Source organism: Mycobacterium ahvazicum (assembly GCF_900176255.2).
GTDB classification, from domain to species: domain Bacteria; phylum Actinomycetota; class Actinomycetes; order Mycobacteriales; family Mycobacteriaceae; genus Mycobacterium; species Mycobacterium ahvazicum.
This window is the reverse complement of the sequence record NZ_FXEG02000006.1, coordinates 127843-143617: the sequence shown is the minus strand read 5'-3', so window position 1 is coordinate 143617 and position 15775 is coordinate 127843. Positions and strand designations below refer to the sequence as shown.

The following is a 15775-nucleotide window of genomic DNA, read 5'->3' as shown; positions in this document are numbered from 1 at the left end:
GCCGACCTCCAGCTGTCGTTTTGACCGCACCAGTCGTCGGTGAGGGCGCTGAACTGTGCCGTCGTGGGTCTTCGTGCCGACGCGGTGCCGCATGGCTGGAACCATAGGCGGGGCCTGCTGTGGCTACACGAGGCCTGCTGCCGAGTCGACCAGCATTGGACGAGCGAGAATCTCTTGACAGCTTCCTGGAACGGCTCGCCATCGCCAACGGATTATCGCCACCTCAGGTGCTGCGGCTTCTTACCGCGGCTGAGCATTCCGGCTCCCCCGGTGCGGCTTTCATGATGATCAAACCGGATCCTTTGATCATCAGCAGGATCGCCCGTTTGACTGGCGTCGATGGGGCTTCCGTTGCCGATGCCACGCTCCTGCGGTTCGACGACGGGTTGCCGCTGTATCTCGACGGGCTGGATCCCCTTCGTCGGCACACCTTCCGACACGTGGTGACACAGGGCTGGTTTCCCCAGTTCGGCTCGCAGTTGTGCCCCCTGTGCCTGGCCGAGGACGGCATCTGGGCGTTGGAATGGCGACTGCCTCTTGCCGCGACGTGTCCTCGCCACGGGGTCTTCCTGACGACACACTGCATTGGTTGCGGTCATCGATTTCGCACTCACCGCTATTCGCCGTTGCGTCCCCTGGCCGGTCCGCAACAGTTATGCGCGAACCCTGTCGGCCTACGCAATCCATGCAGGCAATCGCTGCTTAGACACGTTCCAGAGTCAGCTCCACCACAAGTGCTCAGCACCGCAACGATCTTGGCGGAAGCGCTGGCCGGCGAGACCGTGCCGATGCTAGGCAGGCGCGTTGACCCTCGACTCTTCTTAGCTGAAATCCGGCATCTCGCAACCTTGTTGCTTCACCTGCTGTCGCGGCCAGACGGGCCACTGGTAAGGAACTGGGCCGAGGTCCTCCACGCCGAAGCCCGTGATCGCACAACAAACCTTCGCGGGCCACGCTGGGGGATCAGCCCACCCCAGAGTGCGGTGGTCCGAGGGCACGTTCTCACCGATGCTGCCGACATCCTTCAGCAGATACACGTTGAAGACGCCGCTACCCGACTGTGCCCCTGGCTGGGTCTGATTGCCGAGGCGAAAAACGGCCCGTGCGCGTGGTTAGTGAATCGCACGACACGCACACCGACGATGGAGCGGCTCATCAGTACCGCAGCTGGGCAACGCCACCACGTCGGGCGGCGTCTTCAGAATGTTCGTCGCAGTGAATTGCTTCAAGACTCGGCCATTCCACAGCTGATCGACCCCGACATCTACCACGCATGTTTTGACGAGATGCTCGGTGGATACGAATGGACGGGCAGATTGTATGTGTCACTGTGCATGGTCAGACTCGTGGCCGACGTGGCCAATTGGTCGGATGCCGCAGTGAGCATCGGTCTGGCCCCGGTGGTCGGTGTCCGCGCCGCCCGCGCATCCAGCGCCCGATTGCGGGTCTCTCCAAAAGTATTCGCCGACGCCGTCAACACCGCGATGGGCATGCTCTCGTGCAGCCGCAATTTCCGCGACCATGAGGCTCGGGTCCGCGCATTGACCCGAGATCCCGGCGGTTGGTTCGAAACTTGGCGGACGACGATGACACCGCATCGGCGGCCCACTTCGTCGCCCTACGCGATCACCTGGATGTGGTGCGAGGTGGCTCAAGGCTTACTCGATGTCAGCCCTGCCTGGCCAGCGCCGCCTGCCCGGGAGATTAAGGCGACCTACCGCGTGTTCCGCGATCGCCTTCCGGAGCCGGCGCGTGCGGCACTGCGCTCCCTTGTGCTCGACCAGTCGGCACTGGATCAGCTTGTCGGATGACGGGGTTAATCTCGCTGTGGCGTAAGCGTCTTCGCCTTCGGGCCTCAGTGGGCGGCTGCTGCCCGTCTGTTCGATGGCCGTGACAGTCTGAATTGGCCCCAGGGGGCGGCTTGATTTGGCCCCATCTGTGTGGCGACGGAGTGTTGTTGTGACGGTCTGATTTGGCCCCACTTGTTCGACACGCCGTGATGGTTGCGACGGCTTGATTTGGCCCCACCCCAGCGTGATCGGTGTCCGGATAGTCCGGATTGCCGGTCATGGAGGTGTGAGGCGTGCGGAGGGCGAGGTCGAAGGTGGAGCAGTTCGCGGCGATTCGGCGTGATCACCGGGTCGAGGGGTTGTCGATCCGGGCGTTGGCCGATAAGCACGGGGTGCATCGGCGCACGGTGCGCCAGGCGCTCGAGTCGGCGGTGCCGGCGCCGCGCAAGACGGCGGCGCGGACAGCGCCGCGGTTGGAGCCGTTCAAGGCGGCGATTGATGAGATGTTGCGCAGCGATCTGGACGCCCCTAAGAAGCAGCGCCACACCGCGCGGCGGGTCTTGGCCAGGTTGGTCGATGAGCATGGCGCGCAGGCGTTGTCGTACTCGACGGTGCGTGATCATGTCCGCAAGCGGCGCCCGCAGATTCTGGCTGAAGCAGGCCGGCCGTTGGAGTTGGGGTACGTCCCACAGACTTACGAGCCGGCCGCTCAGGGCGAAGTCGACTTCCACGACCTGTGGGTGATTCTTGCTGGGGTGAAGACGAAAACGGCGCTGTTCACCATGCGTTTCTCCTATGTCAAGCCGCTGCCGGTTGGCAAGGCTTTGTTCGGATGTTGTGGTCGGTGTGGAGGTGATGGAAGACCACTCTGGCGAGGCGGCGTTTGAGGCAGCGCAGGGCCTCGGTGCTGGAGTCGCCAGCGGCCAGACGGCTGCGGTAGTAGGCCTGTCCCAGGCCGTCGAGACGGATCTGGGTGACCGCGATGCGGTGCAGAGCGGCGTTGAGTTGGCGGTTGCCGGTGCGGGTCATCCGGACCCGGCCGACGGTGTTGCCTGACCACACCGGGATAGGCGCCACGCCGGTGTGCCGGGCGAACGCCGCTTCGCTTTTGAAGCGGGCGACCCCGGCGGTTTCGCCGATGATCTTGGCGGCGGTGAGCTCGCCGCAGCCGGGCATGGCGAGCAACGCCGGAGCGATCGCGCGGACACGCTCGCCGATCCGTTTCGCCAAAGCATTGATGGCCTCGGTGAGTCGGGTGATGTCGGCCAACTCCTCGCGGGCCAACTCGGCCACCAGACCGGGCTGGGCGGCCAACCAATCACCGAGCATCCTGCGGTGCTTGGCCAGATCCAGCGACGCCGGTTTCGGCGCCTGGCCAGGATCTAATTCGTGCACTCTCCACAACAACCGGTTGATCGTCGAAGTGCGTTGCCCCACAAGGTCTTCACGCCGATCCACCAGCAGCTTCAACTCCCGCGACAGTTCATCGTGGGAAGCCACCGGAAGATCGGGCTCACGCAGGTAGGCCCGCGCGACGGCCAACGCGTCAATCGGATCAGACTTGCCCCGCGTACGAGCCGAGGCCCGGGTCTGGGCCATCAACTTCGACGGGACTCGTACCACCTTCTGATCGGCGGACAACAAATCGCGCTCTAAACGCGCTGACAAGTGTCGGCAATCCTCAATCGCCCACACCAGCTCGACACCGAACTGAGTGCGAGCCCATCGGATCGCCTGGTGATGACCTACCGTAGTGGCCTCGACGACCTTCTCGCCGATTTTGCGGCCCACCTGATCCACGGCGACAAACGTATGCGTGCGCTTGTGGACATCGGCTCCAACAACAACCATGGAGGTTGCCTCCTTCACTGTGAGGTGACGGTTGGGCCGGTCGGCGGACACATCTCAGTGGGGGCGATGCCACGCTCCTATCAAGTCACGCCGGCCGGTCCTTCACACCTGATGCCGACAAAACGCATGAACGCCAACCCGAAGGCGGCAACGAGCCTACGAGCCAAACACCAGGCGATCAGGATCCAACCACCGCAACAAGCGGCAACCTCACCCTGACACTGAGGTTGTCCTACTCGGGCCGGGCAGCGCATCGGGTGTCTGTGACCGCCGGTCAGGAAGCGTTTTTGGAGGGCCACGTTCATGCATTCGAACGGCTCGGCGGTGTCCCGGTGGACAAGATCCGCTACGACAACCTCAACAGCGCGGTCAAACAGGTGCTGTTCGGGCGCTCGCGGCAGGAGAACGACCGCTGGATCGCCTTTCGCTCCCATTACGGATTTGAGGCCTGGTACTGCCAGCCCGGACACGAGGGCGGGCGGTTTCGCCGCAACCACTGCGTGCCGATGCCGGTGGTGAACTCCATCGATGAACTCAACGCCCTGCTGGAAGCCGCCGATGACGCTGATGACGCCCGCCGGATCGGCAACCGGGCCACCAGCGTGGCCCAGGACTGGGCGATGGAGCAGACCCTGCTGCGGTCGCTGCCCAGCGAGGCGTTCGACACTACGCTGACCCTGACCCCGCGGGTGGACCGCTACGCGCAGGTGATGGTGCGGTGCAACCAGTACTCGGTGCCGGCCCGTTTCATCGGCCATCGGCTGCGGGTGAAGCTGTCGGCCTCGACGGTGACCGTCATGACCGCACTGTGGTGGTGGCCCGCCATCAGCGGGCGATCGGCAAGTGCGCCAAAGTCCTTGATCTGGATCACTATCTGGAGATCTTGTTGCGCAAGCCCGGCGCGCTATCCGGGGCGACCGCGTTGTCACAGGCCCGTGCGGCCAAGGTGTTCACTGCCGGGCACGAGCGATTCCGGGCCGCCGCCCGCAGGGCCCACGGCGACGCGGCGGGCACCCGTGCCCTAGTGGAAGTCCTGTTGCTGCACCGTCACCTCGACCGGGCTCGCCGGGATCACCGCCGCCCTGGCGGTCGGCTCGGTCAACCCCGATGTGGTCGCCCTGGAGGCCCGCAAGGCCACCGAGCGCCGAACCACGCTTCCTGCAGGCGATGTGGTTCAGCCCGGCGCGCAGGTGCTGGTCCTGGCCGCCCACCGCGCCGGGGTGCCCCCACGCGCAGCCGCTGCCCTGCATGGACAAATACGACATCCTGCTCGGCAGGGAGACCTCATGACCGCCCGACGCGCAGTCACCGAGCAGGCCGCCACCGCGGCCATTGAGCAGGGCTGCCGCATGCTGCGACTGCCCACCATCCGTGACCGGTTCAGCGAGATCGCCGCCACCCCCGCGCAACGTGAACATCTGACCTATCTCGAGTTCCTCTCCGAGTTGGTGATTGCAGAATGCGACGACCGCACCCGCCGCCGCGCGGACCGGCGTATCCGCGACGCCGGCTTCCCCCGCCCTAAACGCTTGGAGGACTTCTTTTATGAGGCCAACCCCGCCATCAACCCCGCGATCATCGGCCAGCTGGCCAGCTGCGACTGGGTCAAAGCCGGATACCCCTTGTGTTTGATCGGTGACTCCGGCACCGGGAAAAGTCACCTACTCATCGCCCTGGGCACCCTGGCCGCCGAAGCCGGCTACACCGTCCGCTACACCCTGGCCAGCAAGCTGGTCAATGAACTCGTCGAAGCCGCCGATGACAAACACCTGACCAAACTCATCACCCGCTACGGCCGCGTCGATCTGCTCCTGGTCGATGAACTGGGATACCTGCAACTGGACCGCCGCGGCGCCGAGCTGCTCTTCCAAGTCCTCACCGAACGAGAAGAACGCTCCGCGATCGCCATTGCCTCCAATGAGCCGTTCTCCTCCTGGACGAAGACCTTCACCGACCCCCGACTCTGCGCCGCCATCGTCGACCGGCTCACCTTCGCCGGACAGATCATCGAAACCGGCAGCACCTCCTACCGACTCGCCCACGCACGAAACGCGAAACCCCCCAACACGACCGGGGCCAAATCAAGCCGTCAAACCGGAGCCAAATCACGTTGACATTGCGATGTTCGAGGTTCAACCTGGGTCCGCACACCGGTAAACGCACCACACGCCCTGCGACCAGCCATCGCGCGTCATTCCGGTCGAGGAGGTGCGATCGGCGCAGCGGTCACTGGACCATCGCCGTGACTTTGTGCTGGCGTTGCCCAGCTTTTCAGCTGGGTACCAGACGTTGTTCCTCTGCACGTTTGCTCAACGTCACGACGTTGAGATGCCGGAGCAGGATCCTGTGGGTGCCATCAGTGATTGCCCCGATCGTCGCCTCGCAGAGCAGCGCTTTGAGGTCTCCGAGGTAGCCGTGCGTGCGGTGGTAGAGCTCGGCCGCAAGCTTGGTGTGCAGCTCGTTCGGTCGACTTCGCGGCAGATGAGGCAGCAGCAGTCTCTCGAAATCGCGCACGATCACTTGCCAACCGATCCGATCGGCGTCGAGATCGTCGATCTCGTACGGCCCGAACCGATTCAGCCGGAGACGGGCCGCGATTTGTGGGTCATGCACTAGGTCTCGGGCTTCGAGATCGGCACCGATGAGAACAAGTGTGACGCCGATCTGGCCAAGGCGTGTATTGAGGTGCTTGATGTGGTCGAGCACGTCGCGTCCCGATTTCCAGTTCGTCTTGAGCAGGTGAACGTCATCGATAATGACGATCTGTGTTCGGTGTCTTCGAACCGCGTCCATCGCCGCCATCGATATGTCGCGTTTTGCTCCCTCGGCCGAAAGGTGGAAGAACCCCAGGATTGCTGCGTCGACGTCCTTAATCTGGGCAGCGGCGTCGAGGTCGATCCATACAACGGGATCCAGGTCGACTTCCCACCCCGGTTCGGGGCGGATGATCGGCCGCCCGTAGGGGTCCAGTTCGGCGTCAGCGATCCACGCTAAGTACTTCTCGCGCGCCCAACGCATCATCATCGTGCTCTTGCCGGCGTAGTTCGGTCCTGAGAGCGCGGGCAAGCTCTTCGCGCCCGGTGGAGTCAACTTGTTGATTCGAACAATGTGGTCGATAGCGTCGTAGATCGCCACCACGTCGCCGGTGGGCAGAAACAGGCTCTGTAGCCATTCGGTCAAATGGTCGATGTGGCCTGCCCGTTGCTGACGTGTCATTACCTTCCACTGCCGCACGGTGACCGGTTGGGGCTCTGCTGGTGGCTGCATCGTGCAGTAGTCGTGCCATAGCTGGGCATCCACGTTTAGGCACCTTCCGGAAGCTCGGGCCACAGGTCGTGCGCCGGCGATGGCCGCCGTGGGTGTGACCGCGGGGGCTGCACCTGGTCTTGATGCTGCTGCGCCTCGGCGTGATCGGCCTTGGCCTGCTCCACCCGCAACCGGGCAGCGATGAGCTTCTTGCGTAGTTTCGGTTTTGCAGGTGCCTCGGTGATCTGGGTGAGTTCGTCGAGGATCTGGCGCGTGGCGGAATTCCGATTCAAGACCAGGTTTCCGCCTCGGTGGCGTATCCGTCGCCGCGCGGCGTCGACGATCGCCGCTGTCATTGGCGCGACGGTGTGGTCAGAGCCGCGCCATTCAATGGGTTCGACTCGGTTCGTCGCGGGATCGCGAAACCAGATCCGCGAGAGATCTTGCGGATCGTAGAAGAAGGGTGCCGCGCGGTCTTCAGGTCGGAACTGCCCGACTGGCACCGAACGATAGGGCTCAAAGACTTTCAGCGAGTCGTACACCAGGTTCTTGAACTCCACACCGGCGTGGCTGATGGTCCCCCATCGAACCGGGAGGAACTGGTAGATCAGATCCGGATTTTGCGGCACATCGATTCGCCCAGTGAGTTCAGTCATCGCATCCCACATCTCGAGAGGGCACATCCTTGCCTCCTCTTCACCGGGCAGGATCAGGCCCTCATGCGCGCTGCGGTGGTAATCGAGTGCGACGAAACGACGTAAGTGATCCCGCAGCTGCGATGCGGTCAACAGGGGCTCATCGCTAACCAGTCTGCCGCGCTCAGAGGTGTTGCGGCCCTTGTATCCCGGGATCTGCTGCAACCCACGCTGAATGGTTTCGTGCCAACGTTCCACATGTGGGTTGTCGTTGGCCTTGCCGCCGCGATTGAGCATCAGATCGATTCCCAGGGTCGCTAGCAGCGCCCGGAAATGTTGAGAGACGAAGATTGATCCGTGGTCGCATCGGATGGCATCCGGTAGCACGGACGGAACGCCGTGCTCGCCCTGCAGAGTGCTGAAGTCCGGTGCCAGCAGGCGCTTGCCCACCCGTACGGCCACGCCGCGGAGGTCGAGCTGCCCAGGCAGGCCCGCCCACCTCCATTGACTGATGGACGTGCCCTCGACCAGCAATGAGAAGGGGCGGCAGATGTCGTAGAGCAGCAGCCCTGCCTCGATACCATTGGCGCTTCTGGGAACGACGCGTAGCGCGAGAACCACGCGGGTCGCGACATCGATGGCGGTGATGATTTCCACGCTGCATGCGCGGCCGGTCAGTGTGTCGTAGACGAGATTGTCGGCGCGGGTGACGTCGATGGCGACCACCTGGCCCGGGCGAATCGCCGGGTAGTGTTTTGCGCCTGAAACCTTGCGGAGCTTCCGGCTCTTTTGTGCACGCGTCGTTGCTCCTCGCTCCCGTTTGAGGGCAGCCAGGAACTGGCGGGTGATTCTCTGCGGTGCCTGGAAGTCCTCAATCCCGTTTTCCTTCAGTCGAACTCTGGTTCGGCGATCGACCTCCTGGTTGGAGATGGTCGATCGGTCCCCGTCCAAGGTGTCGACTATCTGGGTGGCCACCTGGCGGTATCGCTCGTCGATCAACTCCCAAGACTTGCTTTGGCGAGTACTTCGTGCGTCGATCAGCGCGAGCAGGCCACGCTCTTTGAACCCGCGTACCCAGCTTCTGATCGTGACCGGGCTGTAATGCGCTGTGCTGCAATCCTCGTCCTGGATTCGGCGGGGCGGTTTGCGATCGAGTTGCGCTCCAAGATTCAATTCCATGGCCATCGCAGTGCAGCGCTGGCTCTCCGAAGCCCCACTCGGACCGAACGGCGGTCTCGGCTCGCCAGGACGTGCCAGAGCGGGATGGCCGTCTCGGTAACCGGTCAAGATCTCTTGAACAATTCCCAACTTGAACAGCGCCGACTCGCGGGCTTCGTCGCTGAGGGCGTCCCACCGTGGGCGAAGCGGTTCGCAGAGGGCTGACACTTCGCCGTTGTCAAGGGTGCGGATTGAATCAATTTCCGCATAACCGGTTTTCGTTGTGTCGCCGGAGGCATGCTGCAAGATGACGCCGGCTGCTTCGACTTTGTCGATGACCGCGAACCCTCGATAAGTCAGTACGCGTGTTCCTTCGACAAGGCTGGTACGGCCGCTAGACATGGCTCATCTCCTTGCTCACTACAACGGGTGTGTGCAGCGTCCACGGCACGGTCATGTCGATGTCCAATGCGCCCGTCCACACCATGTGCCAGACCACCGTTTTGAGTTCGCCGGTCCCGTCATCTGCCGAAAGAAGCGAGCCCACCGTCGTGTCGCCACATTCAGCCAGCTGCTGTATCTGTTCCTCGAAATGCGTTGCCCATGGAGGCCTGTGGCGAAATCCGTGCAGCCACAACATGTTCATTCGTTCCGTTACGGTCGTTCCGGCGAACACCGTGTAGCGCCATCCGACCCGCTCGCAGGCACGGCGGGTGACGACGCTCTTGGCCTGAAAGTCGTCGTCTTGCTTTTCTTGCGGTCTGACATCCCATACGGTGACACTGCCATCGATGTGCTGGGTCAATAGGTCGGGGAAGTGGGTAACCGGTTCTTCGGTATGCCATGACAACCGGAATGGTTGGGAAATTATTCGTAAGACGGTGGAGTCACGATCGAGCATGCGAACCAGGTCGTGCTCAAGCCCTGATTCCAGATGTACGACACCAGAATTGGTAAATGTGTAAGCCGACACTGGGATATGGCGATTACTCGCCGACGACCTAGGCGTCCGGATCGGAGCCAGCAGGTCCAGTGGTGGAGCACCTTGGACTTGCCATAGCCATACGGTTTTCACACCGTCGCGGAAACGCAGTGTCCACTCAAGCTGCACGACGCCATCTGCTCCGCCTTGACCATTTTGCCGTGCATTGTTGCGACTCATCGGATTTACCTCCACCTTCGACGTAGGGTCAGGTGCGCCACGATATGCAGTTTGGAGGTAGCTACTGGGTCGATTTTCGAAACTTTTACGTGCATTTTCACTCGTGCACAGCATTTGCTGTGCACTCACGGTTCCGTGTGCCACCTACGAGAAGTCAAGTCCCTCAAGCAGTTTAAGAGGCGGGTGCCAGTACACCGGTTCACTGACTCCCTGCTCCGCAAGGAAGCTCCGTGCACGCTGATCCAGCGCCGCCACCGTCGGCTCGGTCAGGTGCGCCGTGAAAGCGGCCACGAGCTTCGTCAAACTCCAGTAGTCCAACTCGGGGTGGAAATGAAGGGCGAGACGCGGGGACCCACTTATTCGTTCAATCAAATAACAACGCGCGGCCACAACCGAGCTCACCGTCGGCAGCGAGCCAGCATCGCCTTCTACCTGTTGCTGCCAGAAGTCATCGCTGACCAACAGGGAGTAATCGAGCTGGCGGCGGCGCTCGTAGTTGATCCGGCCACCGTCGCCCTGCTCTAGGAAGTCGCTTAACCGGACGAGCGCCTGCTGCATCGGCTCCCAGTAGCTTGAGTCGCACAAAACCCACAGCCTGTTATTCAAAATGCTGTGGCTCTCGACGACGCCTAGGAGGCGCACTGCCGCAACGGGTCTGATGGTTGCACCCACGAGCAGTGTGGCGCACGACAATGTCTCGCGAAGTACCAAAGTCTTGCGACGTCCCGATAGCAACACAGACGCCCATTGCGACCAGATTGCCGCCGGCAGCCGGGCAGCCTTCTTCTGGATTCGCTTCTGCCCCGGGCTCGGTGCGCACGGCAGCGTCGTTGCAGAGCGGTATCGCAGCTGGAGTTCAGGACCCATATCGGCGTTACGCGCCTTCAACACGATGGCAGCGGCGATGTCGCTATCTCGCGCGCATGAGCGGATTTCCGCTGGGCCGCTGGTGGCGTTCTGCCCTGCAATGAACCATCGGGCGGCCATCCCACAGTCGGTCACGCTTGCGTCCCACAACACCTTCAAGGCCAATGTGGTACCGACTGCAACATCCAGAGCACGAAGCGGCGCTTTGTTATTCAGTGTTTCTCGCGCCTGTGAGGACGCGAAACCTACCGTATGCTCACCCGTCAGGTCATCCTCAACGTCCTCAATCGTCAGGCCGTGGGTCGACGAATAGTTCAAGATCCTGTTGGCAAGGCTTCTGACAGCCTCCAGGACCTCCTGCAAAAGCCGTACGTGGGTGTCAAAGATTCCGAAATCAGCGTAGCCGTCGTCAATAACCTCATTGACCGCCTCCTGCGCCCACGAAAAATTGTGTCTATCGGTCCACCGCAACGTTGGAACCGTTCCCAGTGGAAGACCGCAACGGCAGGTGGCTGGAGGCTGGATGCGGCGGTAGTACTGGGTCGATCGCTGATAGCTTCCGCAGCCAGGACATTGGTCAACAAGGAGGCAATTGTGTTCCAGGCACGCGAAGGACCAACCGAGGCGCCAGCGCAATTGCCACCGGCCGCCCGTTTCGCATAAGCATGCAGGGCAGAACCGGGACCTCGGCAGAGCTCCGAAGGGAAACTTTGGATTGAGACGCTCAGTGTACGCATCAATATGCAAGGCGGTCCCGTCGTACTTGCTCAGCGTCATCGCTTCGAACGACTCCGCCGGTACACCGGTGGCCGCCTCGAGCAACTGTTCCTGCTCCGGCAGCAGCCAGGTCAACCAATGCGGCTTCGCGGTAGCCGGAAGCTTCGCGGCCGCCGCAAGAGTTCCGACGGTGCCACCCATTGCACGTGCGCTGGCCTCCAACCACGAATCGATCGATTCACCCTCAAGAGGTTGCACCTGAAGCGGAAGCCAGCGTCGCGCGACTCTCATTTCGAGCAGCTACTTTGACAAGGTCTTGAGACCGAGTCGACAGTTACCAGCATGACCTGCACTTATGTCTGCCAGACACTCAGGTCGGCTGTCGCTGTTGTTTAACAACAAGTGCACGCTTGTTAATCTTCATTGCATCTCGACACGTGCGGTCGTTACCGCGCCATGTTGGCGAAGCGCGACAGGTGCAGCTGATGCGCAACGGTGACCGTCTTGGTCGGGCCGTTGCGGTGCTTGGCCAGGATGAAGTCGGCCTCTCCCCCACGCGGATCGTCACGCTCAAAAGCGTCAGGCCGGTTCAGCAGGATTACCATGTCTGCGTCCTGCTCCAGCGATCCAGACTCGCGAAGGTCGGACAGCATCGGCTTCTTGTCGGTGCGCTGCTCGGGACCACGGTTCAGCTGACTGATCGCGACGACGGGAACCTCGAGCTCCTTGGCCAACAGTTTGAGATGCCTTGAGAATTCGGACACCTCGAGCTGGCGGGACTCGACCTTCTTGCCCGACGACATCAGCTGCAGATAATCGACCACGACCAGCCGCAGGTCGGCCTTCTGCTTGAGCCGGCGCGCCTTGGCGCGGATCTCCATCATGGTCAGGTTCGGCGAGTCGTCGATATACAGTGGCGCCTCGCTGATTTCGCTCATTCGCCGCGCCAGCCGCGTCCAGTCGTCGTCGTTCATCCGGCCCGAACGCATGTCGGCGAGCTTGATTTTCGCTTCCGCCGACAGCAGCCGCATGACGATCTCGGACTTACTCATCTCCAGCGAGAAGATAACGCTGGCCATCCGGTGCTTGATGGAGCACGACCGCAAAAAATCCAGACCCAGCGTGGAGTTATGCGTCGGAACCATGGCGTTGCTCGCCAGGTACATGTGGCTGTCGTTGTCCACTTCGACGCACCGCACGGGAACCGACTCGATCCGGCGGACGTCCACAATGAAGCGTGATCCAGAGCGCTGGGTGTTGACGGCGGCCCGACGCTCCTTGTGCAGCAGGGTTTTCCGCTGCAACCCGAACACCGTGTCGTCGGTGGAGAACGTCAGCGTGTAAGCGATGCTGGATGACTCGCAGCGGCCTAGCACCCGCTTCGTCGAGGTTTGGCAGCGATAGCCAAGGCTCACGACCAGCTCGGCGACATCGGATGCAAGCCGCTGGTTAGTGACCGAGAATTGGACGGCCCCGCCCGCCGTCACCGTTCCGTCAGTGTCGAGCAGGCCCGCAAGCAGAGCGCGCCGCTGTGTCTCGGACCCCCGCAGGTATTGCATCGGAATGTGCTTGCTACCAAGCACTCCCAGGGTCCGCAGTCGCGCCTGCAACGTCCCCACCGCTGAATGGCAGTTCTGGCACAAACGCAACCCGCACGACGGCCCCCCACAGCGAACGCAGCTCGGAGCCGGCACCGGCGCAGAGACAAACCTGGCCCGTCCACCGCAGGAGCGTCCGCAGGTGCGCACCTGGCTGGTCTGGGGAACGAAGGGCTTGCCGCAGACCACGCACGCGCGGGGCGCCGTCTCGGCCTCGGCAGGCAACCGCAGCTGGTAGCGGTATCGAGCCGAGGACGACGGAACCGCCACGAAGCCGTCGGCTTCGATGCGCATGATGATTTCGGCATCGGCCGTGGTGATCTGAGCGGCGGCACTTGTGCGGTCGCCAAGCCAGGCGCCGAGAGTGTATGCGGGGACTAATAATTCGCGATCCGGCAGGTCAAGTGCGCGCGCGTTGACCACGCTGTGGTTCAGTCGACGATCTAGCGTGTCGCAACGCAGAGTTGCCGCGATCTCGGCCGTCGTGCGCACCGCCGCGAAGGTGCGCTGATTCTTGCAACGGTTGTAGCCGACCGCCGCCGCTTGTGCTGACTTCCTGGAGGCGCGGGTATCGGTCAACCACTGGTGCTCGGCGTCGGCGATGATCACCGTCCCGTCGGAGAACTCCACCTCGTAGCACGGGCGCCCGAGCATGATTTCGGTGGCGGCCACCACGCGCGTGGGCAGCCCGTCGTCGCCGATCAACTGGTCGCCGACCGCGACGTCACGCATGGTCGTCCAACCGGTCGGCGTGGGCAGCGGCGTGTCGAGTCCGAGCGCCTTCCCGACTCCAGGCCTCGCCGCCACGATGATCATCTGCCCGGCGTGCAGACCGTTGGTCACCTCGTCGAGTTCGGTGAAACCGGTCGGCACGCCGCGCGCTACTCCACCGTTCGAGGCGATGGCGTCGATCTCGTCCATCGTCGGCTGCAGCAGGTCCTCGAGCGGGACGAAATCCTCCGAGGTTCGCCGCTCGGCGACCTCGTAGATTTCCGCCTGGGCCCGGTCCACCACTTCGGCGACATCGGCACCCTCGGCACCGGCGTAGCCGTACTGCACGACCCGCGTGCCGGCCTCCACAAGCCGACGCAGCAGCGCCTTCTCGGCCACGATGTCCGCGTAGTACCCGGCATTGGCGGCGGTCGGCACCGTCGAAATCAGGGTGTGCAGATAAGGCGCTCCACCGATCCTGCGCAGCATTCCACGGCGGTCCAGTTCGGCGGCCACCGTCACGGCGTCGGCGGGCTCCCCGCGGCCGTACAAGTCCAGGATCGCGTCGTAGACGTTCTGGTGGGCGGGACGATAGAAGTCGCCGGGCCGCACCCGCTCGAGCACATCGGCGATGGCGTCCTTGCTCAGCAGCATCCCGCCCAACACCGACTGCTCGGCGGCCAGATCCTGCGGCGGCTGACGGCTGAACTCCTCGCTGGGCGGCGACGAGTCCATCCCGGGCGCCAGGTCATCTACGACAGCCACGGACTCACACCTCCCTCAGGTAACCATGATACGAACATACATTCGATAGGCGACACTCAACAACGTCGATCAGGGCACTCCCAGTCCGGTCCCATGCGCCCGCAAAGCCTTGCGCCGGGAAGACCGTAAACGTTGCTGGCCTGCTGTTGAAAGGGCCGCTGTTCATAAGGCTGTGCATCGTGTGTGCATATCCATCGACACCTGTGTTGAGTGGGGTGTGGAGAACCTGTGGAACAAAACGCGGCGCTGCGACATCCCTGCAGATAAGGGTCGTACAGAGGTGGTGAATTCGTGTGGAGAAGAATCTCCTCGGCGTGTCGTCGCAGGTTACTGTGCCGGGCGTGTTGGCTTTCGGCCATATTTTCGCCGCGTTACGAGGGGGTTAAGGGGTGCACCCTGGGACGTCACCCAAATAGTTCGCCAGGCCGACCATCCACAGGGGAACCCGGCGGCGCTCTGCGGGCACGACAAAATCCGGCGGCCGCCGATTAACGACAGCCGCCGGATATGAACGAACGGTGCTGAGTTAGCTATCCGCGACGACGTTCAGCGCAACGTCGACATTGATCTCGGGGTGCAGATGCACCGCCACCGAATGGGTGCCGACCGCCTTGATATGCGACTTGGGCAGCCGAATAATGCGCTTGTCGAGATTAGGGCCGCCGGCCTTCTTGATTGCTGCGGCGACATCCCCGGCCGTCACCGAGCCGAACAACTTGCCCGAATCGGCCGCCGTCTTCACCGGCAGTGAGACCGGACCGAGCGCCTCGATCGCCGTCTTGATCTCGTTGGCGTGGCCGAGATCGCGCACGGCCTTGGTCTCGCGGGCCCGGCGGATCTCGTCGGCCTGCTTCTGTGCGCCACGTGAGGCAACGATCGCCAGGCCACGCGGAAGGAGGAAGTTACGGCCGTACCCGTCCTTGACCTCGACAGTCTCGCCGACGGTACCGAGATGGTCGACGTCGGCCGTCAGAATCAGCTTCATCGTTATTCGTACTTTCGGTTGGGTCCGGCGGTTATCGCGCCGACGACGTGAAGGGCAGCAGAGCCACCTCGCGGGCGTTCTTCACCGCGATCGCGATGTCGCGCTGGTGCTGCACGCAGTTACCGGTGACCCGGCGAGCCCGGATTTTGCCGCGCTCACTGATGTAGGTGCGCAGCAGTGTCGTGTCCTTGTAGTCGATCGATTGCCCCTTCTTCGAGCAAAAGACGCACTTACGCGTCTTGATCGGCTTTTCCGGGGCCGGGCGCCGTTTCGTGGACTTGGGCATGTGT

General features: G+C 62.8%; 12 protein-coding genes and 1 pseudogene. 4 read left to right on the top strand and 9 right to left on the bottom strand.

What is annotated here, in order from left to right; translation table 11 throughout:
• The first annotated feature begins 119 nt into the window (after nucleotides 1–119).
• Both MAAFP003_RS27755 and MAAFP003_RS27750 read left to right on the top strand, forming a co-directional pair.
• Nucleotides 120–1811 (top strand): TniQ family protein, encoded by a 1692-nt coding sequence (locus MAAFP003_RS27755; protein WP_036473629.1) that lies wholly within the window; start codon nucleotides 120–122, stop codon nucleotides 1809–1811.
• Nucleotides 1812–2083: 272 nt separating this feature from the next.
• Nucleotides 2084–2587, top strand: a pseudogene (locus MAAFP003_RS27750) (IS21 family transposase); the annotation flags it as partial.
• 1 nt (nucleotide 2588) lies between these two features.
• Here MAAFP003_RS27750 and MAAFP003_RS27745 read toward each other — a convergent pair.
• Entirely contained in the window at nucleotides 2589–3659 is a 1071-nt protein-coding gene (locus MAAFP003_RS27745; protein ID WP_198049006.1) for an IS110 family RNA-guided transposase, read from the bottom strand.
• A gap of 239 nt (nucleotides 3660–3898) precedes the next feature.
• On the opposite strand from MAAFP003_RS27745, the gene MAAFP003_RS27740 reads away from it, so the two are divergent.
• Nucleotides 3899–4666: a Mu transposase domain-containing protein gene (locus tag MAAFP003_RS27740; protein ID WP_407067538.1), complete on the top strand. Its 768-nt coding sequence runs from the start codon at nucleotides 3899–3901 to the stop codon at nucleotides 4664–4666.
• Here the strand turns inward: MAAFP003_RS27740 and MAAFP003_RS30195 are convergent.
• Entirely contained in the window at nucleotides 4663–4794 is a 132-nt protein-coding gene (locus MAAFP003_RS30195; RefSeq protein ID WP_407067539.1) for a hypothetical protein, read from the bottom strand. The genes MAAFP003_RS27740 and MAAFP003_RS30195 overlap by 4 nt on opposite strands.
• A gap of 133 nt (nucleotides 4795–4927) precedes the next feature.
• Between MAAFP003_RS30195 and istB the strand changes: the two genes are divergently transcribed.
• Nucleotides 4928–5755 (top strand): IS21-like element helper ATPase IstB, encoded by an 828-nt coding sequence (istB, locus tag MAAFP003_RS27735; protein WP_036473627.1) that lies wholly within the window; start codon nucleotides 4928–4930, stop codon nucleotides 5753–5755.
• A 157-nt stretch (nucleotides 5756–5912) separates the two neighbouring features.
• Here the strand turns inward: istB and MAAFP003_RS27730 are convergent, their stop codons facing one another.
• The 7 genes from MAAFP003_RS27730 to rpsR all read right to left on the bottom strand — a co-directional run bounded on the left by MAAFP003_RS27730 (nucleotide 5913) and on the right by rpsR (nucleotide 15771).
• Complete coding sequence (locus MAAFP003_RS27730) at nucleotides 5913–6875, bottom strand: TniB family NTP-binding protein (protein ID WP_243394243.1); 963 nt, start codon at nucleotides 6873–6875, stop codon at nucleotides 5913–5915.
• 68 nt (nucleotides 6876–6943) lie between these two features.
• The gene (locus MAAFP003_RS27725; RefSeq protein ID WP_051641697.1) at nucleotides 6944–9082 is read right to left on the bottom strand and encodes a DDE-type integrase/transposase/recombinase; all 2139 of its coding nucleotides are present in this window, start codon (nucleotides 9080–9082) and stop codon (nucleotides 6944–6946) included.
• Nucleotides 9075–9842 carry a TnsA-like heteromeric transposase endonuclease subunit gene (locus tag MAAFP003_RS27720; protein WP_051641696.1) on the bottom strand — a complete coding sequence of 256 codons (768 nt, stop codon included), beginning with the start codon at nucleotides 9840–9842 and terminating at the stop codon, nucleotides 9075–9077. Before MAAFP003_RS27720 ends, MAAFP003_RS27725 begins: the two co-directional genes overlap by 8 nt.
• A 144-nt stretch (nucleotides 9843–9986) precedes the next feature.
• Nucleotides 9987–11717: a TniQ family protein gene (locus MAAFP003_RS27715; RefSeq protein ID WP_084163669.1), complete on the bottom strand. Its 1731-nt coding sequence runs from the start codon at nucleotides 11715–11717 to the stop codon at nucleotides 9987–9989.
• A gap of 155 nt (nucleotides 11718–11872) precedes the next feature.
• Entirely contained in the window at nucleotides 11873–14500 is a 2628-nt protein-coding gene (gene dnaB / locus MAAFP003_RS27710; RefSeq protein WP_096290759.1) for a replicative DNA helicase, read from the bottom strand.
• Between the two features lie 526 nt (nucleotides 14501–15026).
• Nucleotides 15027–15485 carry a 50S ribosomal protein L9 gene (gene rplI, locus MAAFP003_RS27705; RefSeq protein ID WP_036465646.1) on the bottom strand — a complete coding sequence of 153 codons (459 nt, stop codon included), beginning with the start codon at nucleotides 15483–15485 and terminating at the stop codon, nucleotides 15027–15029.
• A gap of 31 nt (nucleotides 15486–15516) precedes the next feature.
• Nucleotides 15517–15771: a 30S ribosomal protein S18 gene (rpsR, locus tag MAAFP003_RS27700; RefSeq protein WP_066819628.1), complete on the bottom strand. Its 255-nt coding sequence runs from the start codon at nucleotides 15769–15771 to the stop codon at nucleotides 15517–15519.
• Nucleotides 15772–15775 lie beyond the last annotated feature (4 nt).